This is a genomic window from Nocardia sp. NPDC051756 (genome assembly GCF_040681495.1).
In the GTDB taxonomy this organism is placed as follows: Bacteria; Actinomycetota; Actinomycetes; order Mycobacteriales; family Mycobacteriaceae; genus Nocardia.
In genome coordinates, this window is the sequence record NZ_JBFAYV010000005.1 from 354,413 (window position 1) to 375,029 (window position 20,617).

At 68.3% G+C, this 20,617-nt stretch carries 19 protein-coding genes; 11 read left to right on the plus strand and 8 right to left on the minus strand.

Annotation, left to right across the window (positions count from 1 at the left end):
* Positions 1–81 precede the first annotated feature (81 nt).
* Positions 82–729 (minus strand): helix-turn-helix domain-containing protein, encoded by a 648-nt coding sequence (locus AB0M22_RS23640; protein ID WP_364730653.1) that lies wholly within the window; start codon positions 727–729, stop codon positions 82–84.
* Positions 729–1,376, minus strand: a complete 648-nt coding sequence (locus AB0M22_RS23645; protein ID WP_364730655.1) for a helix-turn-helix domain-containing protein — start codon at positions 1,374–1,376, stop codon at positions 729–731. The genes AB0M22_RS23640 and AB0M22_RS23645 overlap by 1 nt, the downstream gene beginning before the upstream one ends.
* 352 nt (positions 1,377–1,728) lie before the next feature.
* On the opposite strand from AB0M22_RS23645, the gene AB0M22_RS23650 reads away from it, so the two are divergent.
* The 9 genes from AB0M22_RS23650 to AB0M22_RS23690 are packed head-to-tail and all read left to right on the plus strand — an operon-like array spanning position 1,729 to position 10,260.
* Positions 1,729–2,583, plus strand: coding sequence for an ABC transporter permease (locus tag AB0M22_RS23650; protein WP_364730658.1), 855 nt, complete (start codon positions 1,729–1,731; stop codon positions 2,581–2,583).
* Positions 2,583–3,449: an ABC transporter permease gene (locus AB0M22_RS23655; protein WP_364730661.1), complete on the plus strand. Its 867-nt coding sequence runs from the start codon at positions 2,583–2,585 to the stop codon at positions 3,447–3,449. The genes AB0M22_RS23650 and AB0M22_RS23655 overlap by 1 nt, the downstream gene beginning before the upstream one ends.
* 4 nt (positions 3,450–3,453) lie before the next feature.
* Entirely contained in the window at positions 3,454–4,497 is a 1,044-nt protein-coding gene (locus AB0M22_RS23660; protein WP_364730663.1) for a mammalian cell entry protein, read from the plus strand.
* Positions 4,494–5,516 (plus strand): MCE family protein, encoded by a 1,023-nt coding sequence (locus tag AB0M22_RS23665; protein WP_364730666.1) that lies wholly within the window; start codon positions 4,494–4,496, stop codon positions 5,514–5,516. Before AB0M22_RS23660 ends, AB0M22_RS23665 begins: the two co-directional genes overlap by 4 nt.
* Entirely contained in the window at positions 5,504–6,535 is a 1,032-nt protein-coding gene (locus tag AB0M22_RS23670; protein ID WP_364730669.1) for an MlaD family protein, read from the plus strand. The genes AB0M22_RS23665 and AB0M22_RS23670 overlap by 13 nt, the downstream gene beginning before the upstream one ends.
* Positions 6,535–7,632, plus strand: a complete 1,098-nt coding sequence (locus tag AB0M22_RS23675; RefSeq protein ID WP_364730672.1) for an MlaD family protein — start codon at positions 6,535–6,537, stop codon at positions 7,630–7,632. Before AB0M22_RS23670 ends, AB0M22_RS23675 begins: the two co-directional genes overlap by 1 nt.
* A complete protein-coding gene (locus AB0M22_RS23680) occupies positions 7,629–8,684 on the plus strand; it encodes an MlaD family protein (RefSeq protein WP_364730675.1) in 1,056 nt (351 codons plus the stop codon). Before AB0M22_RS23675 ends, AB0M22_RS23680 begins: the two co-directional genes overlap by 4 nt.
* Positions 8,681–9,667: an MlaD family protein gene (locus AB0M22_RS23685; RefSeq protein WP_364730678.1), complete on the plus strand. Its 987-nt coding sequence runs from the start codon at positions 8,681–8,683 to the stop codon at positions 9,665–9,667. Before AB0M22_RS23680 ends, AB0M22_RS23685 begins: the two co-directional genes overlap by 4 nt.
* Before the next feature lie 11 nt (positions 9,668–9,678).
* Complete coding sequence (locus AB0M22_RS23690; protein ID WP_364730680.1) at positions 9,679–10,260, plus strand: hypothetical protein; 582 nt, start codon at positions 9,679–9,681, stop codon at positions 10,258–10,260.
* Here the strand turns inward: AB0M22_RS23690 and AB0M22_RS23695 are convergent.
* On the minus strand, positions 10,253–10,894 hold the full coding sequence (locus AB0M22_RS23695; RefSeq protein ID WP_364730682.1) for a hypothetical protein: 642 nt from the start codon (positions 10,892–10,894) through the stop codon (positions 10,253–10,255). The two genes, AB0M22_RS23690 and AB0M22_RS23695, sit on opposite strands and share 8 nt — an antisense overlap.
* 138 nt (positions 10,895–11,032) lie before the next feature.
* Here AB0M22_RS23695 and AB0M22_RS23700 point away from each other — a divergent pair, with 138 nt between their 5' ends.
* The gene (locus AB0M22_RS23700; RefSeq protein WP_364730684.1) at positions 11,033–11,788 is read left to right on the plus strand and encodes a TetR/AcrR family transcriptional regulator; all 756 of its coding nucleotides are present in this window, start codon (positions 11,033–11,035) and stop codon (positions 11,786–11,788) included.
* Between the two features lie 3 nt (positions 11,789–11,791).
* Here AB0M22_RS23700 and AB0M22_RS23705 read toward each other — a convergent pair whose 3' ends face one another.
* From AB0M22_RS23705 to AB0M22_RS23720, 4 genes are all read right to left on the minus strand, one after another.
* Entirely contained in the window at positions 11,792–13,339 is a 1,548-nt protein-coding gene (locus AB0M22_RS23705) for an alpha/beta hydrolase (RefSeq protein ID WP_364730687.1), read from the minus strand.
* Between the two features lie 98 nt (positions 13,340–13,437).
* On the minus strand, positions 13,438–14,085 hold the full coding sequence (locus AB0M22_RS23710; RefSeq protein ID WP_364730690.1) for a pentapeptide repeat-containing protein: 648 nt from the start codon (positions 14,083–14,085) through the stop codon (positions 13,438–13,440).
* A gap of 65 nt (positions 14,086–14,150) precedes the next feature.
* Positions 14,151–15,401 (minus strand): sigma-70 family RNA polymerase sigma factor, encoded by a 1,251-nt coding sequence (locus AB0M22_RS23715; RefSeq protein ID WP_364730693.1) that lies wholly within the window; start codon positions 15,399–15,401, stop codon positions 14,151–14,153.
* 1 nt (position 15,402) lies between these two features.
* A complete protein-coding gene (locus tag AB0M22_RS23720) occupies positions 15,403–15,813 on the minus strand; it encodes a YciI family protein (protein WP_364730696.1) in 411 nt (136 codons plus the stop codon).
* Between the two features lie 129 nt (positions 15,814–15,942).
* Here AB0M22_RS23720 and AB0M22_RS23725 point away from each other — a divergent pair, with 129 nt between their 5' ends.
* Positions 15,943–17,109: a serine hydrolase domain-containing protein gene (locus AB0M22_RS23725; protein ID WP_364730699.1), complete on the plus strand. Its 1,167-nt coding sequence runs from the start codon at positions 15,943–15,945 to the stop codon at positions 17,107–17,109.
* A 1-nt stretch (position 17,110) separates the two neighbouring features.
* Here the strand turns inward: AB0M22_RS23725 and AB0M22_RS23730 are convergent, their stop codons facing one another.
* On the minus strand, positions 17,111–20,290 hold the full coding sequence (locus AB0M22_RS23730; RefSeq protein WP_364731934.1) for a carboxyl transferase domain-containing protein: 3,180 nt from the start codon (positions 20,288–20,290) through the stop codon (positions 17,111–17,113).
* Positions 20,291–20,617: the final 327 nt, after the last annotated feature.

Here is a 20,617-nt window from a genome sequence, read left to right on the forward strand (position 1 = left end):
CCTCATCGAATTCGCCGTACCGGACGGCTTGGCGAAATCTATCAATGCGCGGGCGATCTGTGGTGCGAAACGACAAACTACTCATGGAGCGCGCAGCAGCATTTCCTTCAGCATGGTGATGATGCGGTCGATGTCGAATCGGTCCGGGTCGTCGAGCACCAGTTGGGCGGCGGTGTGGATGATGCCCTGGATGACGCGGACCAGAACGTCGACATCGACCTCCTCGGCGCCGCGCTTGCCGGAAAGCCATTGCCCGAGCGTGCAACTCAGCGGGGCGCGCAGGTCGTCGCGGGCCTGTTCCAGGCGCTCCCGGAGGACGGCCGGGACGCCGTCGATCGGGAAGTAGATCAGTCGCCAGCTGTCGGGCACGGCCCGCACCTCGGCCAGGAATCGGGCCAGCGCCGCGGCCAGCATCTCGCCCCGATCCTCGTGCGGCGCAGTCGATTCGATGCCCGCCATCGATCGGTCCACGGCCGCGCGCAGGCGGGCGCTCTCCCGTTCGATCAGCTCGTGCAGCAGGTCGTCGCGGCCGGCGAACGAGTCGTAGACCACCGGGCGGGTGACGCCGCCGCGCTCCGCGACCGCGGCGATGCTGACGTCGGCGAAGCCACGCTCGCCGATGAGCGCCAGCGCGGCGTCGAGCAGTTGTTCCTTGCGATCGGCGGGCGCGAGCCGCTTGGCGTAGCGGCGGCGCTGTGGCCCTTCGGATTTCGTGCTCGGCCGGACCACTACGCCTCCATCGCGAGCGCCGCTTCGGTCATCCGGCGCACCATCCAGCGTAGGGTTCGCGCCACCGCTTCGCGTTGCGCGCCGTGGTCGGCGAGCGCCAGCCGGGCGCCGGTCTCGCTGGCGCTGGTCACCGCGTAGCTCAGCAGCTCCGCGTCGACCACCCGCCCGCGCAACGCCGCCACCGCGCCGATCGCCGCCGCCGTCTGCTGTCGAATCTCGTTCTTGCCGTGCTCGATTCGGTCGCGTGCCGCGGGCGGCAGGCCGTCACCGGGCATCAGGACCAGCTGCCAGGTCTCCGGCGCGGACAGCACGAGGTCCAGGTAGACGTCGACGGCGGCCACCGACACCTCCACCGCTATGTCGGCGGGATCGCCGCCGGGGGGCACCATCGGCAGCGCGGTGGCGGCCATCTCGACCACCCGGGCCCGCTCCCGGTCCAGCAGCGCCGCGAAAACCTCGTCACGGTCACCGAATTCGGCGTAGAGCGTGGGCCGCGTGACTCCTGCGGCGCGCGCGATCGCGTGCATGCTGACGCTCGCGTAGCCCTCCCGGACGATGACCCCCCGCGCCGCATCGAGGATGCGCTCGCGTCGCGCCGACACGGTCTCCTCCTGCGGTGCTCGATCGATGATCAGCGGTCTGTGCACCGGCGATCCGTGGCGCCAGTGTACGCATCGGCTATAACTGCGACGGCGGTATCGGAAGCCGGGCACGACTGGTCGAAGGTCGGATACTACGTGCTGAGAGCAAGTCCGGCAGTGAAATTGACACTGTTGTACTCGAGCAAAACCGGTGCTACCGTTTGCCGAGCGTTGGTGGGGCGGATCACAGTTGGGCAACCGGCCGCATCTGTCGGCGCACGATCACGCGACCTCGCCGATGCGGTTGTCGAAACTGTCAACACCCTGGCCAGCTGAGCTACGAGCAACTCCGCCGGAGCGACCTACCGCGCGGAGAGACCTTGTGTACGAATCCGTATACAAGGCGGTAGGAGGATTGATGAAGGGCGCTCCCCCGCTCGCGGAGCCGGCGGATTCCACCTCGGCCGGGCAGATCATTCGGGAAAACCTCACCGGCACCGTGCTTTCCAGCCTGCGCACGTTCGGGCGGGCGGTGGACCTCGGCCTGGAATCGGTGCGCGGCACCGTGACCGACGTGCTCGGCCTGCGCTTCCAGTGGTCGGAAATGCTGCGCCAGGCCTGGTATCTGATCACCGTCACCGCGATACCCGCGGTGCTGATGGCCATTCCGTTCGGTGTGGTTGTTTCGGTGCAGGTGGGCAATCTGATTCATCAACTAGGCGCCGACTCGATGATCGGTGCGGCGGGTGGCCTCGGGGTGATCCAGCAGGGTGCGCCGATCGCCACCGGGCTGTTGCTCGGCGGCGCAGGCGCTTCCGCGATCGCCGCCGACCTCGGCGCGCGCACCGTGCGCGAGGAGATCGACGCGCTGCGCACCATGGGGATCAGCCCGGTGCATCGCCTGGTCATTCCGCGGGTGACGGCCATGCTGCTGGTCGCGCCGCTGCTGAACATCCTGATCATCTTCGTCGGCATCGTCTCCGGGTACGCGGTCGCGATCGGCGCGCAGAACGTGACGCCCGGCAGCTACTGGGCGACCTTCGGGTCCTTCTCCGTGCTGGCCGACGTGTGGATCTCGCTGGCCAAGGCGATGCTGTTCGGCTTCCTCGTGGTGATCGTCGCCTGCCAGCGCGGGCTCGAGGCCAAGGGCGGGCCGCGCGGGGTGGCCGACGGGGTGAACGCCGCGGTGGTGGTGTCGGTCGCCGGGATCATCCTGGTGAACCTGGTGATCACCCAGGTGGTGGCGATGTTCCTGCCGCTGCGGGTGGCGTGATGACCGCGACACCGTATACCCCGAAGGGCCTGGGCTGGGCGTATCGCGTTGTCCGGCAACCGGGCCGGGTGTTCGCGCCGATCGAGACCACCGGGTTCATGCTCGGCTTCGTCTTCCAGGCGCTCTGGGCCATCCCGCTCACGCTGCGCCGCTACCGGGCGCAGACCATGCGCACCATCACCGACATGACCTGGGGCCGCGGGTCCGTGCTGGTCGGCGGCGGGACGGTGCCGATGCTGGTGGTGCTCGGCATCGCGATGGGCGCGGGGGTCGGCATCCAGTCGTTCGCGGCGCTGGATCTGCTCGGACTCGGGCCGGTGACCGGCGTGGTGTCCGCGTTCGCGAACACCAGGGAGCTCGCGCCGATCGCGGCGGCGGTCGGGTTCGCCGCGCAGGCCGGCTGCCGGATGACCGCGGAGATCGGCTCGATGCGCATCTCTGAAGAGATCGACGCGCTGGAATCCCTTGGGCTGCGGTCGATTCCATTCGTCGTGACCACGCGGGTGATCGCCGGGGCGGTGGCGATCGTGCCGACGTTCCTGATCGCGCTGGTGCTCAGCTATGTGGCCTGCTCGACGGTGGTGGTGCTGCTGCACGGCCAGTCCGGCGGCGTGTACGACCACTACTTCTTCCAGTTCACCAGCGGCTACGACGTGCTGGCCGCGGTGGTGAAGATCCTGGTCTTCGGTGTCGCGGTGATCCTGATCCATTGCTACTACGGGTTTTTCGCCTCCGGCGGGCCCGAGGGCGTCGGCATCGCGTCGGGTCGGGCGGTGCGGGCCAGCTTCGTCGCGATCGTCGGGCTGGACATGGTGCTGTCGGTGCTGCTGTGGGGCGTCAACTCCGCCATCGAATTCCCGGGGTGAGCTGATGCCGAACTACAGCATGCCCGGCGTGCCCATGACTCGTCGTGGCTCGCTCGTCCTCGGCGCGGTCGCGATGGTCACCGCCACCCTCGTAACACTGGGCTGGCGTGGGGTTTTCGACGACGCGGACCCCAGCCGCGTACGCATCCAATTGCATACCGAGCAGATCGGCGAAGGGGTCATCCCGGGCACCAAGGTGCGGATGGACGGCGTGGCGGTCGGCGAGATCGCGACGATCACCGGCGCGGAGCAGGGGCGGCAGCTGATCACCCTGGATCTCGATCGCGCCGAAACCGCCTCGCTCACCGATGCCTTCACCGTCGACTACGCGCCGGACAACCTGTTCGGGATCAGCGCGCTCACCCTGCGCCGAGCGGACGGCGGCGGCGCGCTGCGCGAGGGTGCGGTGGTCGATCTGGCCGGCCGCAATGCCGGCAAGGTGACCGATGTGACGATGGGCAGCCTGCTGCGCTCGCTCACCGGCACCTCCACCGAGGTGCTCACGCCCAAACTCACCGAGTTGATCACCCGGTTCAACGGCGACCTGCATGCCTTCACGCCGCTGCTGGAGGCGATCGTCACGCTCAATCGCGTGGTCGCGGACACCCAGCGGTATCCGACGCCGTACCTGCTCGATCAGTACGCGTCGCTGTTCGGCGGGATCGGGACGTTCACCTCGGCGACCTTCCGGCTGCTGGACGCGATCCTGAATATCGACGTGTTCGTGCACGATCGGCCGAAGTACGACGCGTTCATCGGCATGGTGGTCAACGACGTGTTCCCGGCGGTCGGCGAGGTCGGCGCCGCGGCGCGCGGCCAGCTCTCCGGCGCCACCACGATGCTCACGCCGCTGTTGGCGGCAATGGCGGCGACGGTGCCCGATCCGCAACGGTCGCAGGCCGAGGCCGGCGCGCTGATCGACCGGCTGAACCGGATGTTCGCCGATACGCCGGAGGGGCCCGCGGTGAACGTGGCGGTGGTGCTGCGCGGCATGCCTGCGCTCGCGGGGCCGCTGTTCGGCCAGCCGGGTCCCGGGGGTGCTCGATGAAGCAGTTGCCCATCCGCTCGATTGCGCTGCGGCTCAGCGTCTTCGCCGTCGCGATGATCGTGCTGCTGGTGGTGGTCGCGCAGGCGATCACCCGGCCGATCGGCAGCGACACCGACAGCTTCCGTGCGCGATTCACCGACGTGAGCGGCTTGAAGACCGGCGATGACGTGCGAGTGTTCGGCGTGCAGGTCGGCAAGGTCACCGCGATCGACCTCGACGGCGCGACGGCGGTGGTCCGGTTCTCCTTGCAGCGGGATCGGCCGGTCTACGACACCAGCGTGCTGGCCATCCGGTATCAATCGCTGACCGGGCAGCGCTATGTCGACATCAAGCAGCCGGACCGGCCCGCCACCCGGCTGCGGCCGGAAACGACCATCGCCGAGGCGAATACGATTCCGTCCTTCGACGTCACCCAGCTGTTCAACGGGTTGCAGCCGGTCATCGCCCAGTTCTCCCCCGGCGCGCTGAACCAGTTCACCGAGAACGTCCTGGCTGTGATCGACGGCAACGGTTCCGGCATCGGGCCCGCGCTGGAATCCCTGGACAAGCTCAGCCGATTCGCCGGCGACCGGCAGGCGGTGATCAGCACGATCGTGGCCAATCTCAGTACTATCTCCAGCCAGATCGGCGGCCGCTCACCGCATCTGGTGACGCTGCTGCGCGGCATCGCGGACGTGTTCACCGCGTTCCGCGAAAAGCTGGACGGGCTGCTGGATTTCGCCGCCGTCGCACCGTCCGCGCTCGGGCCGCTCAACAGCCTGATGGACACCCTGGGCTTCACCGAGAACACCAATCCGGATCTGATGACCGATCTGCGCCTGCTGTTTCCGGACCCGCAGGCGGCGCTGGACACACTCGGCAGGCTGCCCGGACTGCTGCAAGCACTGAGCGCGGCGCTGCCGCCCGCGGGCGCCGCGGCGAACGAGGTGAACCTGACGTGTTCGAAGGGTGCCGCCGAACTCCCCGAGGTGATGCAGGTGCTGATCGCCGGGCAGCGGGTGACGATATGCAACGGGTGAAGCCGACCGACCTGCTGCACAAGCTGATTCCGGATCACGTCGATCGGCACGAGGCCGCCAAGGATCGGCGCGAATTACGCCTCGGCGTATCGGGGGCCGCGTTCGTCGCGGTGCTGCTGTTGATCACCGCGGCGATCTATATCGTGCCGATCGGAAAGTCCACCTACACGGCCGAATTGGCCGAGGCGCAGTCGGTGAAGGTGGGCGATCAGGTGCGGGTCGCCGGGATCACCGTCGGCGCCGTGACCGGGCTGGAGTTGAAGCCGGATCGGGTGCGCATGAGTTTCACCGTCAAGCGGGGCGTGTTCCTCGGTGAAGCAACGTCTTTGGAGTTGCGCATGCTCACCGCGGTCGGCGGTCACTATGTGGCGCTGTTCCCGGCGGGGTCGAAGCCGCTCGGCGACAAGGCCATCCCGATCGATCGTTCCCGATTGCCCTACAGCCTGATCCGCACCTTGCAGGACGCGGCGCAGCCCACCCGCGAGGTGGACGGTGCGACGTTGCGGAAAAACCTGGCTGCCCTCCAGGATTCGCTCGATCAGAGTCCGGACGCGCTGCGACAGATGGGCGGTGCGGTGCAGTCGTTCGTGGACATCCTGAATCGCCAGAACAGCGAGGTGTCGCGGGCGCTGACCGTGATGACCGAGTTCCTCGGCACCATCGATCAGAACAAGTCGCTGGTCGGCGAGTTCGTCCGGCAGATCGGGATGCTGATGGTCACCGGGCTGGACAAGCGGGCGGAAATCGAAGTGGCGCTGCGGATCACCGCGCAGCTGCTGTCCCGGCTCGCCGCGCTGGAACCGTCGTCGCGGGAAGTGCTGGAGCCGCTGGCCGGCAAGCTGCGCGAGACGCTACCGCAGCTGTCCGAACTGGGCGCGCAATTGGATGTCGCGATTCCGGCCTGGCGCGAGCTGCGCGATCGCCTGGTCGCGGCGACGGCCGGACACGACGGGGTCGCGATCGATCAGGCGGCGCTGACGCCGCGGCTGTGCGTGCCGGTGCCGGGACGGGCGTGCTGATGAAACGTCTGCTGGCCGCACCGGGTTTCGTGACCGTCGTCGGCGCGCTGGTGCTCGCCGTCGTCGCGGTCGCGGGCTATCTCATCGCGTTCGAACCGAACAAGAAGACGCTGAGCTACTGCGCGCTGATGCCGGACGCGGTCGGCCTGTACACCGGTAATCAGGTGACCACCCTCGGCATTCCGGTCGGCACGGTCACCGCGATCCGGCCGGAGGGCACCGCCGTGCGGGTCGACTTCGAGGTGCTGGCCGAGCATCCGCTGCGCGGGCAGCCGACGGCGACCACCCTGTCGGACAGCCTGGTCGCCGACCGCACCCTGGCGGTCTTCGGCGAGCCGACGGCGCTGGCCGACTGGGACCGGAGCCGTTGCCTGACCAAGACCTTCACGCCGAAGAGCATCAGCCAGACCCTGGATGGCTTCGCCCAGCTGGCATCCCAGCTCGGTGGTGGTGACAATCCGGCGGAGCAGACCCGGATCCGGGACGGGGTCAACGCGTTTCGCACGGCGACCGCCGATACCGGACCGCGGCTCAACGCACTGATCAAGGATCTGGCCACGGCGCTACGCCAGCCGGATGCGGCGATCGGCAATATCGGGCGCCTGATCGACGCGTTCGCCTCGATCACGGCGAGTATCTCGATCAACTGGGATGACATCGCGACGGTATTGGTGCGTGCCAATACGGGTATCGCGTTCATCAACGATCTGTGGGGCCGGGTCGTGCAGATCGCCGATTCGCTGCTCGTGCTGCTGCCCTGGCTCAACCGCCTCGCCCGGGACTACGGCAGGCCGCTGCTCGGCGCGCTCGACGGCGCGGCGCCCGGGTTGCGGCTGCTGGCCGCGAATGTCGGTTCGCTGCAACAGGTCGTGAACATGATCCCCTCGATCGTGGGCGCCTTCCAGCAGTCCATCGACCCGGCGACCGGCTGGCCGCAGATCACCTATGCGGCGCCGAGAGTGGCGCTGCCGCAGGAGCAGGCGGATCAGATCTGCGGAGTGATCAATGCGGTGAACCCCGGTTGGTGCCATCCCGAGAACGGGCTCACCGCAACGAATCTCGTGCCGATGGTCCTGGGTTCGGTGGGTGCGCGATGATCAGCTCCATTCTCCGGTCCGGGGTCGTCGCGGCCGCGGTGCTGCTGACCGCCTCAGGTTGCGCGTTCGATCCCGCCACGGTGCCGGTGCCGGGCGCCTCCGTGTCCGGGCCGACGTATCAGGTGCGGATCGAGCTCGCCAGTGCGCTCAACCTGCCCACCCAGGCGAAAGTGGTGGCCAATGGCGCGCAGATCGGCAGCCTGCGCTCGGTGCACGTGGTGGACCCGACCGCGACCAGCAGCGGCCGCGTCGACGCGATCGTCGAGATCTCGAACTCGGTGCGGTTGCCGGCCGCCACCACGGCGCAGCTTCGGCAGAACACCTTTCTCGGCGATATCTACATCGGACTCACCACTGCGCCAACGGGATCCGCCGAGATGATCCCCGACGGCGGCATCATTCCGCTGCGCCAGACCAAGGCCGCGCTCCAGGTGGAAGACCTGCTGGCCGGCATGTCGACCTTCGTCGGCGGCGGCGCGCTGCAACAGGCCCAGGACATAGTCAACCGGGTGAACGCGGTGCTGCCGGAGCAGCCGGCGGAGACCGCGCGGATCTTCGCGGCGCTCGGCCGGGACGCCCAGGATGTCGCCGCCGACACGGGGTCGGTGGATCGGATGCTGGACGCGATCGAGCGGGATCTCGGTGCGGTGCTGGACAATCCGACCCAGCTGGACGCATTGCTCAGCGAGCGCGGCGCCGTGGAGATCCCGGCGGACGCGCAGTCGCTGGTGTTGACGCTGGGCATCGTCGGCGGGCTCGGCGTCATCGGGCACGCGGTGCAGTGGCTGGCGCCGCTGCTGGAGGCCGGTGACGCAACGGCCAAAGCGCTGGTGCCGCTGCTGTTCACGGGTCGTCCACTGGATCTGAACGCACCGTCGAATCTCAATCGGGTGGTCGCGCTGTTGCGGGACAAGGTGATTCCGTTCGCCGAGCGGGGGCCGAAGATCAATGTCACTCGCGTCGAGATCGAGGGGGCGGCGAACCCGATGGATACCGACGAACAGGTGGCGCGAATGCTCGACGCGCTGCGGATGATCGGAGTCGTCCGATGAGTTTCGCAGGCAGGCAGCTGGGCTCGATCGCATCGCTGGGCTCGATCGGCGTAATCCTGGTCGTGGTCAGTTCGTATCTCACCTTCGGTGTGGTGCGGGTCGATTGGTTCCGCGACAGCACCGCGGCGACCATGCTGCTCGCGGACTCCGGCGGGCTCATTCCGCGATCCAAGGTGCTGTTGTCCGGCATCGAGATCGGCCAGGTGACGTCGGTGGCGCACCAGGGGCGGTCGGTCGAGGTGGCGTTCCGGTTCGACGCCGAGTACCGGGTGCCGATCGCGAGTTCGGCCCGGATAGAGGCGCTTTCGGGGCTCGGCGAGCCGTATCTGGAGTTCCGGCCGACCGCGGCGGGCGGGCCGTACCTCCAGGACGGGCAGCGGGTCGATGCGACGACCGTGGCAAAGCCGGTCTCGATCCCCGAAGTCGCGCGCACCGCGACGCGGCTGCTCGAGCAGCTCGATCCGCAGGCGATCGCGGGCATCGTCGAGACGTTCGAAAAAGGTTTCGCGGGAACCGAATCCGTCATTCCGCAGCTGTCCCGGTCCACCGATCTGCTCGCGGCCACGCTGCTCAGTCGCACCGACGTGATCCGCGAGATGCTCGTCGCCATGCAATCGCGTGCTACCGAGTTGACCTGGGCTGGAAACGAATTGGAGCAGGCATCGGGGCCGTGGGCCGAATTCGGGCCGCGGGTCGCGCAAGTGGCCGACTCGATCGCGCGCATCGCCCGCTCGGGTGACATTCCGGGCGACTATCTCGCCGACACCGACGACGTGATCGGCCTGATCCCGCTGCTGAAGGAAATCGCCGCGAAGATCAATCGACTCGGGCCGGACCTGCGGACGCTGCTGCCGGTGTTCGAGCCGTTGGTCGCCACGACCACCGGGTTGGTGCACGGAATCGACCTCGGCGACCTCATCTCCCAGGCCCTGCACGCCACCAGCCCGGACGGCGCGCTGAACTTGCAGATCACCGTCAAATAGGAGCGGCCACCATGCCACAGCTGACCAAGACCGTCGAATCCGGCACCGCGCCAACGCCTTCCGCCCAGGGGCGGTCGGTGAGCATCGAGATTCCCACACTCATCCGCGGTGCGGTGATCACGGTGCTCGTCCTGGCGGTGATCGTGCTGTCGATCTTCCTGGTGCGCGCCCGCGGCGAGCTGGCCGGGGACCGGGCCGCGGCGGCCGACGATCGGCACGCCGAGCAGGTCGCCATCGATTACGCCGTCGGTGCGTCGACCATCAACTACGCCGACATCAACACCTGGATCGGTAAGTTGAGGGCCAATACCGCGCCCGCGCTGGCCGGCAAGTTCGAGACGGTCGGCCCGAAGATGGGCGAGCTGCTCCTCCCGCTGAAGTGGACCTCGACCGCGACGCCGGTGGCGGCCAAGGTCACCGCGCGGAACAACGGCGTGTACACGGTGAACGCGTTCGTGAGCCTGACCATCTCGAATGTGCAGAACCCGCAGGCCGGACAGGTGACCGCCACCTACACGGTGACGGTCGACCAGCATTCCGGGTGGCAGGTCACCGAGGTCGGCGGGATGAATCAGGCGCTGCCGCTCAAGTAGTCCGTGGCTTCGGGGTGCGCAGCAGCGTGCCGCTCACCGCGAGCAGCCAGAGAATGGTCAGGCCGCCGGTGGACGCCGTGGTGCCCCAGCCGTTGGCAGCGTAGAAGTTCGCCGGGTCGTTCCCGCAGAACAGGGACGGCACGAAGAGCAGGTGGATGGCGGCCAGGCCGAAGGCGGTCCACATCGTCCAGCGCGGCAGCAGCGCGGTGCCCGCGATCGCGCAGCCGAAGGCGACCAGGAACAACGCGATCAGCAGCTTCGACAGCGAACCGTAGAGCAGGTAGGTGCCGGTCACCGCGATGGTCGGATCGATCGGGTCGGGTGCGGCGATGGCCGCGCCGACCTCGAGGCAGGTGGCGACGCTGGTGACGGTGAGCCAGATCAGGCCCGCGGCCGCGCTGATCGACCCGATCCACGCGTACTCCGGGCCGCGCTCCTTCAGCAGCTGCGGCAGTCCGATCATGAACACCATCAGCAGGACGTTGCCGATGAGCCCGAACATGCTGCGGGTGAGGATATTCCAGTCCGGCGGCGGGCCGGCGTAGACGAAGTAGAGCGGTAGCTCGACGAGCATCAGGATCGTGGCGGCCAGGCCTGCCGTGCCGGTGGTTCGTCTGATGACGGTGCTGTCCATGGACTCTCGCTTTCACTGATCCGCCTACCGCTCGACGCGCGACCAGGCTCTTTCCTCTTTAGTATATCTCTTATACTATAAGGCGCATGCTAATCTTCCCGCCGTTCGGACACAAGCGCTGAGGAGGCGAACCGCACGATGGTCGACGACACCCCGCCGAACGAGCTGGTCCGCCTGTGGCGACTGCCCACCGGTGCGCGCCTCGGCCGGCCCGCCGGGCTCGATGTCGAGCAGGTCGTGCGCACCGCCGTGCAACTGGCCGACCGCGACGGGCTGTCCGGCGCCACCTTGCCGAAGATCGCCGAAACCCTCGGCGTCACACCGATGTCGCTCTATCGCCACATCGGTTCGAAGGAAGAACTGCTCGTCCTCATGGGCGACGCCGCCACCGGCCCTCCCCCGGATTTCCTTGCCCCCGTGGATGATTGGCGTCCGGCGCTGCGCGAGTGGGCCTGCGCCCTCTGGTCCATACACCGGCAGCGCCCCTGGCTGACCCAACTCCCCATCTCCGGCCCACCCAGCGGCCCGAGCGCCATCGGCTGGATGGACGCGGGCCTACGCGCCCTGCGCCCCACCGGCCTCGACGCGGGCGCGAAGGTCGGCATCGTCATGGTCGTCAGCGGCTACGTCCGCCAAGCCGACCTCCTCGCCCAGCAACTCGAACAAGGCAGGCGCGCAACCGGTCTCGACGAACCCGAAACCAACCGCAACTACGCCCGCCACATGGCCCGCCTGGTCGACCCCGCCCGCTTCCCCGACGCCGCCGCCCTCTTCACCTCCGACCTCTTCGAATCCCCACCCCCCACCCCCGACCCCACCCGAGACGACTTCGAATTCGGCCTGAACATCATCCTCGACGGCATAGCCACCACAATCACCCGCGCAGGCGCTTGACCGCTACTGGCACACCGCATTTCGGGCCGAGAACGGGTCGCCGAGATAGCGCACGACGAGGTCGTCGATGCACTGGTTCACGTCATTGAAGACGAAGGTGTGTCCGTCACCCTCGCGGGTCAGCAGCGGGCTGTCGAGATAGTCCGCCATGCGCTCGGCGTTGCGCAGCGGAGTGGTCGGGTCGTGCCTGGTGCCGACGAACAGTACCGGCGCCGAACTGTCTCCGCGATGCGGCCGGAAGGCCTTGGCCGTTCCCGCGAACGGCCAGAAATCGCAAGTGTCGAGCGGGAATTCGGCGGGACGCGGGGCGTAGTCGTCGAAGGTCGCGGCGTCGTACATGGCCGCCCCGTCGGCTTGTCGCGCGGCCCGATCGTCGGTCGGCTCCGCGACGTCGGCGCAGGTGATCGCCACGAGCGCATTGTCTTCCATGCCCGAGGTCCAATAATTGAGGCCGGTCTCCGCGTCGGCCAGTACGCGCATCGGTGCGCCGTCGCCGTGCCGGACCGCGCCGAGGGCATCGAGATACGGTGCCCAGCCTTCGGGCCAGAGGTAGCTCGCGACCAATGCTTTCAGGATGTCGCCCGGCTCCACCGCCTGCGCTGCGCCGGCGGCGACCGGGTGGTCCTTCGCGTCGCGCAGAACGCCGCGAAAGACGTTCTCCGCCTGGGCCGGATCGTCGCCGAGTGGGCATTCCGGGTGCCCTTCCGCGCGATACCGGCCGGCGCAGAAGACGGCCACCCGATCGAAGGTCTCCTGGTAACCCTTCTCCTGGCCTACGTACATCTGGGTGCTGTTCTCGGTGACATCGACGACGCCGTCGAGCACGGCGGCGCGATAGCCGTTCGGGTAGCGGTCGATGTACATCGCGGCGACCTGCGTACCGTAGGACGCCGCAAGGATATTCAGCTGCGGCTCGCCGAGTACGCCACGCAGGATGTCGATGTCCTCGGCCGCCTCGTCGGAACCGATGTGCGCCAACACTTCCGCGGCGGTGCCGCGCATGCACGAGTAGACGAAATCGCGCCGCGACGCCTCGGTTGCCGCCACCGAATCCTGTTCCCGCGTGGGGTCGATGTCCGTGGGGTCGCACCTGATCTGCGGCGTCGAACGACCGACGCCGCGCGGGTCGTAGGCGACGATGTCGTAGTGCCGGCGGATCTGTTCCGGGAGCGCCATGTCCAGCATCGATAGACCGGGTCCGCCGGGGCCACCGCTGATCAGCAGCAAGGTGCCGTGTTTCTCCGCCTCGGCGGGTTGCCGCGCGACGGCGAGGGAGACCGTCAACCCCGTATCGGGAGCCAGCCGGCCGGCCGCGTGATAGCTCAACGGGGCGAGTATGCGAGCACACGTACGGTCGTCCGCGCGTATGTCCGGGAACCAGTCGCTCGGTTCACTTTCCACGCAGGGTAGCCACTCGACCGGTTGGGCGTAGAACGCGTCCCGCTGACCGGTGCCCGGATATTCGAACTCGGCATCGGAGCATCCGCCGACCAGCAGCGCCGCCGCGGTCACCGGGACGACGACCAGAGCCGGTATTCGCAGAGCTTGCACGGGTCGGTCTCCTCGCTGCTCGGAGCCAGACGATCGAACTCGACGCTCAGCGAAACATTAGCAATCGAGCACCGGGAAACGTGCGATCCCCCAGGTCATCAGGAGTTTCGGACCAGGAGGCCGAGGTGGCGGGCGAGGGCGGGGGCCAGTTCCATGAGTTGGCCGTTGTCTATGGTGGCGCCGCGGAGGGAGTCGAGGCCGTCGGTGATGTCGAGGGCTCGGGCGCCGCGGAGGTCTACCTTGGTGAGTTTTACTCGGTTCATGATCATGCTTTCCAGGGTCGAGCCCGGGAAGGTGACGTTGGTGAGGGTGGCGTCGCCGAAATCGCAGTCGCGCAGGACACATTCGACGAAGGTGACGTCGCGCAGTTGGGCGGTGCGGAAGTTGACGGAGTCGAATTTGCAGCCTTCGAAACGGACGCGGCGCAGCCGGGAGCCGGCCAGATCGACGCCGGACATGGCGCCGGCGATGACCTCGCCGTCCTGCCAACCGGTATCGGCGAGTTCGGTGCCGATCCAGCGGACGTTGCGCAGCCAGACGTCGACGAACCTGGTGTGCCGCAGGCTGCCTCGGTTGAACGCCATCGAGGTAAGCGCGGATTCGCTGAAGCGGGCGTTCTGAAGTTCGACGTCGTCGAGTTCGGCGCCGTCGAGGTGCACGCAGTCGTAGTCGCCTTCGGGCTCGAGCTCGCCCTCCCAGGCCGCGAGGTGGCGCGCGTAGGGCAGGTCTTCGAGCTCGCGGGGCATTCGGGTCCTCCTGGTGACGGTTATAGGGCGACAGCAGTCGAGTATTCCGGGCGGCACCGACAGGTTCAGCCGGAGGTCTCCCCTGGCAGGCGGGCGGCGCGGGCGTGCAGGTAGCGCTGCTGCGGGATGCTCATGGTGTGTTGCGCGGCCAGCAGATACGCGGCGCGGGCGGCCGCGGTGTCGCCGATGGTTTCCAGCAGGTGGGCGCGCACGGCGTGCAGGCGGTGGTCGTCGGTGAGGCGACCGTCGGCTTCCAGGTCGTCGACGAGTTTCAATGCCGCGTGCGGTCCGCGGGCCATCGATACCGCGGCGGCGTGGTTGAGCGCGATCATCGGATTGTCGACGAGGGCGAGCAGGCGTTCGTAAAGCAGCATGATCTGCGGCCAGTCGGTGTCCGGGTAGCTCGGCGCCTCGTCGTGCAGCGCGGCGATCGCGGCCTGGAGTTGGTACGGGCCGGGGACACCGCGCGGCAGCGACGCGGTGATCAGCGCGATGCCCTCGGTGATGAACTCGGCATTCCATCGACCGCGATCCTGATCCGCCATCGGAATCAGTTCCCCGCCGGGTCCGGTGCGCGCTTCGCGGCGGGCGTCGGTGAGCAGCAACAGCGCGAGCAGTCCGGCCACCTCGGCGTCGCCGGGCAGCAGGCGATGCACCAGGCGGGTGAGCCGGATTGCCTCCGTGGACAATTCGACGCGGTGCAGGCTCGCGCCGGCGGTGGCGGCGTAACCCTCGGTGAAGATCAGGTAGAGCACGTGCAGCACCGCGGCGAGGCGGGCGTCGCGGTCGCCGACGGACGGCGGGGCGAACGGGACGCCGCTGTCCTTGATCGTCTTCTTGGCTCGGCTGATGCGCTTGGTCATGGTCGGTTCGGGGACCAGGAAGGCGCGGGCGATCTCGGCGGTGGTCAGGCCGCCGACCGCGCGCAAGGTGAGCGCGACCTGCGACGGCGGCGAGAGCGCCGGGTGGCAGCACAGGAAGAGCAGGATCAGGGTGTCGTCGGAGTCCGTCGGCTGCCGGTCGGCGGGTGGGGTCAGCCAGTCCTGCGGCAGCGCCCAGCGGGCGACGGTCTCCTCGCGCTGTTTGCGGGCCTGCTCGCTGCGCAACAGGTCGGTCATTCGGCGGGACGCGACGGTGATCAGCCAGGCGCGCGGATTGTCCGGAAGGCCTTGATCGGGCCATTGCGTCGCGGCGGCAAGCAGCGCTTCCTGCACCGCGTCCTCGGCGGTGTCGAAGTGGCCGTAGCGGCGGACCAGCGCGGCGAGGACCTGCGGCGCCGAGACGCGCAGCAGGTCCGCCACTTGGTTGTTCGGCATGTCAGCCGAACTCGGGCGCCGCCTCGGCGATCGGCCGCACGTCCGCGTAGGCCGTGTCGGCGAGGTGGGCGGGCGCCGGGCACTTGCCGAGCTGGGCCGCGATCTCGGTGGCGCGGTCGAAGCTTTCACATTCGACGATCCAGTAGCCGGCGAGCACCTCCTGGGTCTCCGCGTACGGTCCGTCGGTCACCAGCGCGCCGCCCTTGCCGCCGATCCGCCGAGTGTGCACCGGCTCGGCCAGCCCGCGAGTCTCGATCAGTTCGCCGGACTCCTCGAGGCCCCGGTTGAACTCGGTCATGAACTGGACCATGGCGGTGAATTCCTCGGCGGTCCACGCCGGTTTGCCGGTGTCCTTGCCCGCCATGCCGTCGTAGTCCTGCTGCGAGCCGTAGCTCAGGATCATGTATTTCATCGCAACTCCTCTGGGTCGGCGGCACCGTGTGGTGCCGCTCATCAGGAACGTCGGCGCTGCTGATCATTCTCGGACATCCGGGAAAAAGTTCGATGCGGCGGTGGCTACGCGCGTGACATGCTGGGGTTCATGACAATCGACGGAACGGTTGCACCTGGTTTCGCGGCGGTACGGGACGCGTTTGCCGCGAACTTCGCCGATCAGGGCGATATCGGGGCGGCCGTATGTGTATATCGGGACGGGCAGCCGGTGGTCGATCTGTGGGGTGGGCTCGCCGATCCCGAGGCGGGGCGGCCGTGGGAGCGCGACAAGCTTCAGTTGGTCTACTCAGCGACCAAAGGGGTGGTCACGGCGGCGGCGCACCTGCTGGTCCAGCGCGGTCTGCTCGACCTGGACGCGCCCGTCGCGCGGTACTGGCCGGAGTTCGCGGCCGCGGGCAAGGGCGAGATTCCGGTGCGCTGGTTGCTGACGCATCAGGCGGGGCTCGCGGCGATCGACAAGCCGGTGCCGCTGGCCGATGCGCTGGCGTGGACGCCGATGGTCGATGCGCTGGCCGCGCAGACGCCGAACTGGACGCCGGGCACCGATCACGGTTATCACGGGCGGACGTTCGGGTGGCTGGTCGGTGAGGTGATCCGCCGTATCACCGGACGGACCGTTGGGCAGTTCCTTGCCGAGGAAATCGCGGGGCCGTACGACGTCGATTTCTTCATCGGTTTGCCTGCGGCGCAACGGGATCGGGTCAGCCGGTTGGTGTTCGCGCCGAAGCCGGATCTGGATTCGGTCCCGGATGAGCTTATCCCGGAGCAACTGCGGCCGATGGTCGCGGCGATGCGCGACCCGGAGTCGTTGGCGAACCGGGCTTTTCAGATCACCGACCCGCCGGACATCGACTTCAATTCTCCCGCAGTGCATGCCGCGGAGATACCGGCGAGCAACGGTATCGGCACCGCTCGCGGGTTGGCCCGGTTGTATGCCGCGCTGGTCGGTGCGGTCGACGGCGAGCGCTTGCTCACCGCCGAAACCCTCACCGCCGCCATCCGCGAACAGACCAGCGGCCTCGACCGGGTCATCATGCTGCCGGACCGCTACGCCAGCGGCTTCATGCTGCCGATCGCCGATCTCACCCTGGGCGGCCCGAACACCTTCGGCCACCCCGGCCGTGGCGGTTCCCTCGGCTACGCCGACCCCGAACGCAAGCTCGCCTTCGCCTACGTCACCAACTACATCGTCGAAGGCGCGCTCGACCTGCGCGCCCGAAACCTGGTGGACGCCTTGGAAACCGCGCTCCAGTAGTTCAGCGGAGGGTGCGGATCCAGCGGCGGGTGTCGGCGGGGTCGATGACGTCGTCGAGTTCCAGGAGGGTGGCGGCGGTCAAGGCTTTGCCGGTGGCGTAGGCGAGGGTGACCAGGTTGTCGAAGGCTTCCTTTTGTTTGGCCGGGTCCTCGATGGCGGCGAGTTCCTTTGCGAAGCCAAGGCGGACAGCGCCTTCCAGGCCCATGCCGCCGATTTCGCCGGTGGGCCAGGCGATCACGAAACGGGGCGCGCGGAAGGAACCGGCGGCCATCGCTTGCGCGCCGAGGCCGTAACCCTTGCGCAGGATGACGGTGCCCCAGGGGACGGAGAGTGCGGCCGCGTCGATGAAGAGGCGGCTGAATTTGGTTACGGTGGCGTCTTTTTCGGCGTCCGGCCCCACCATGAAACCTGGTGTGTCGCAGAGGGACACGATCGGCAGCTGGTGGGCTCCGCACAGGCGCAGGAAGCTGCTGAGTTTGTCGGCGGCGGGGGCGTCGATGGCGCCGCCGAGGTGGTGGCAGTTGTTGGCGATGAGGCCGTAGGTGTGGCCCTCGACGCGGATCAGGGCGGTGACGATGCCGACGGCCCAGTCGGGGCGTAGTTCGAGGACGGAGTCGACGTCGGCGACGGCTTCGATGGCGGCGTGGATGTCGAAGGCGTGCAGCCGGTTCTCCGGGATCACGTGGCGGGCCAGGCGCGGGTCCGGTGCGGTCCAATCATCCACTGGGCCTTGGAAATAGGCGAGGTAGCGCTTGGCGATGCGGATGGCCTCGGCTTCGTCGGCGGCGACGATGTGCACGACACCGTTGCGGCGCTGGACCTCGATCGGGCCGATGTCCTCGGGGGCGTAGACCCCCAGTCCGCCGCCCTCGATCATGGCGGGGCCGCCCATGCCGATGTTGGCGTCCGGAGTGGCGATCACGACGTCGCACATGCCGAGCAGGGCGGCATTGCCCGCGAAGCAGCGGCCGGACACGATGCCGATCAACGGGACTCGGCCGGACAGCGCGCCCATGGTGTGGAAGGTGGTGAAGTCGAGGCCGGAGATGCCGCCGGTGTCGGTGTCGCCGGGACGTCCGCCGCCGCCCTCGGTGCAGAAAATTACCGGAAGGCTTTGGGTGGCAGCCATTTCCAGCATGCGGTCGGTCTTTGCGTGACCGCGGTAGCCCTGGGTGCCCGCCATGACGGTGTAGTCGTAGGAGAGCACGACCACGCGAGTGTGGTCGGTGCCGAAGCGGTCGGCGTTGACGGTGGCGATGCCGCCGATCAGGCCGTCGGCGGGGGTGTTCGCGATCAGGTCTTCGGGGCTGCGGCGCAGTCGCTGGGCGGCGACGGCGAGGGCGCCGTATTCGACGAAGCTGTCGTCGTCGACGAGGTCGGTGATGTTCTCGCGGGCGGTGCGCCGGCCCAGTCGGTGGCGTTTGGCGACGGCGGCGGGCCGGGCCTCGTCCAGGCCGATACGGTGGCGGTCGCGCACCTCGGCCAGGTCCGGGCGGACGGTGTCGAGGTCGATGGCCGCGATGTCGGCTACGGTTCCGTCGTGGTCGGCTTCGGTCCAGATCAGCAGGGGCGCATGTGGATCCACCGTTGCGCCGGGTTCCGCGACGTGTCGCCGGACGAGCAGCGGTTGTTCGGCGCGCAGGACGTGCTGCATCTTCATGGCTTCCAGAACGGCGACCTCGGCGCCGGCCGCGACGACGGAGCCCGGCTCGACGAGGCTGACCACGGTGCCACCCATGGGTGAGCGGAGGGTCTGTTCGTCGTCTTGCAGGTCGACGGAATCCGGGACCACTGCGGCGGCCGGTTCGAGGTGCGGGGCGGGCGCGTAATCGATTGCCCGGGTGACGAGTTCGTGCAGATTCTGTTCGAACCACTCGGTCGAGACGGTGGTCCCGGCGGACAGCTCGTCCAGTGTCGCGCGCAGCAGTGCCGCGTTCGTATCGATGCCGGCGACCACGGTTTCGGCCAGTGCGTCCGAACACCGGCGCAGCGCAGCGGAATACGAGGGGCCGCGGGCGATCACCTTGGCCAGCAGCGAATCGAACTGCGCCCCTTGCCGCATGCCGGTGTAGGCGGCGGTGTCGACGCGCACGCCGACGCCGGTCGGTGCGGCGAACTGGGCCACGGTGCCGGTGCTCGGCAGCACATCGCCACCCGCGGTGACGATTTCGGCGTTCACGCGGGCCTGCACGGCATAGCCGCGCGGTGCGCCGGTGGGCAGCTCGAGGTCCGCGAGGGTGCGGCCCTGCGCCAGATCCAGTTGGATCGCCACAAGATCCACGCCCATCACCTCTTCGGTGACGGTGTGCTCGACCTGTAGTCGCGGGTTCACCTCGAGGAACCAGGCATCGTCACCGCGCACGAGGAACTCGACGGTGATCACGCCGCGGCAACCCACCGATTCCGCGAGGCGCACCGCGTCACCGTGCAGCCGTTCCCGCAGTGCCGCAGCAAGATCGGGCGCGGGTGCCACTTCGATCAGCTTCTGGTGTCGCCGCTGCACGCTGCAATCCCGGTCGCCGAGGGCGATCGCGCGTTCCCCATCGGCAACCACCTGCACCTCGATATGCCGCGCATCGGCAACCAGCGCTTCCGCATAGACGGTGTCATCACCGAACCCGGCCAAGGCCTCCGCCCGGCACCGCTCATACGCCTCCCCCAGCGACTCCGCGTCCCGCACTTCCCGCATCCCACGCCCGCCACCACCGGCAGCCGCCTTCACCATCACCCCATCCGGATGCGCGGCAAGCAAAGCCGCGATCTCGGCGACCCCCGCACCACTCGACGTCGCCGCCAACACCTGCACCCCGGCCCGCTCCGCCGCCGCCCGCGCAGCAATCTTGTCGCCGAAGGTCCGCAACACTTCCGGCGCTGGCCCCACGAAAACGAGTTCCGCCGCGGCACAAGCCGAAGCAAGTTCCGCACTCTCACTGAGGAACCCATACCCCGGATGCACCAACGCCCCCGGCCCCGCCTTCCGCGCAGCCGACACCACCCCGGCGACATCTAGATAAGCAGCAGCACCCACCCCGGAAAGCTGCACCGCATCGTCCGCCAACCGAACGTGCAACGCATCCCGTTCCCCACCCACGAACACCGCCAGCGTCCCACCCCAACGCTCCCGAACCGCCCGCAAAACCCGAACCGCCACCTCACCCCGATTGACCACCACCACGCGCATCCCGCCAGTCTCCCGCATCCCCACCTCCCACCAAACAGCCCCTAACTGAACCATTTCCCAACAAAGCACCCCGCCACGTCCCACTGAGCACCAAACGGGACCTCCACTGACCCGAATCCCGAGAATCCCCTCCACCACGTCCCGGCCGCGGCGGCACGCGGCGTCGAACGGGACCCTCGCTGCGGCGAGTCGCACGGATGCCGGAGCGGGTTCAGGTGAAGGGGATGCGGCGGAATGCTTGCCAGTGATCTCTCATGCTGGTCGATCTGCGCGGCGCGGATCAGCGCATCTGCGCTCCGCGGGAGCCGCCCGAAACTGTCAACACTG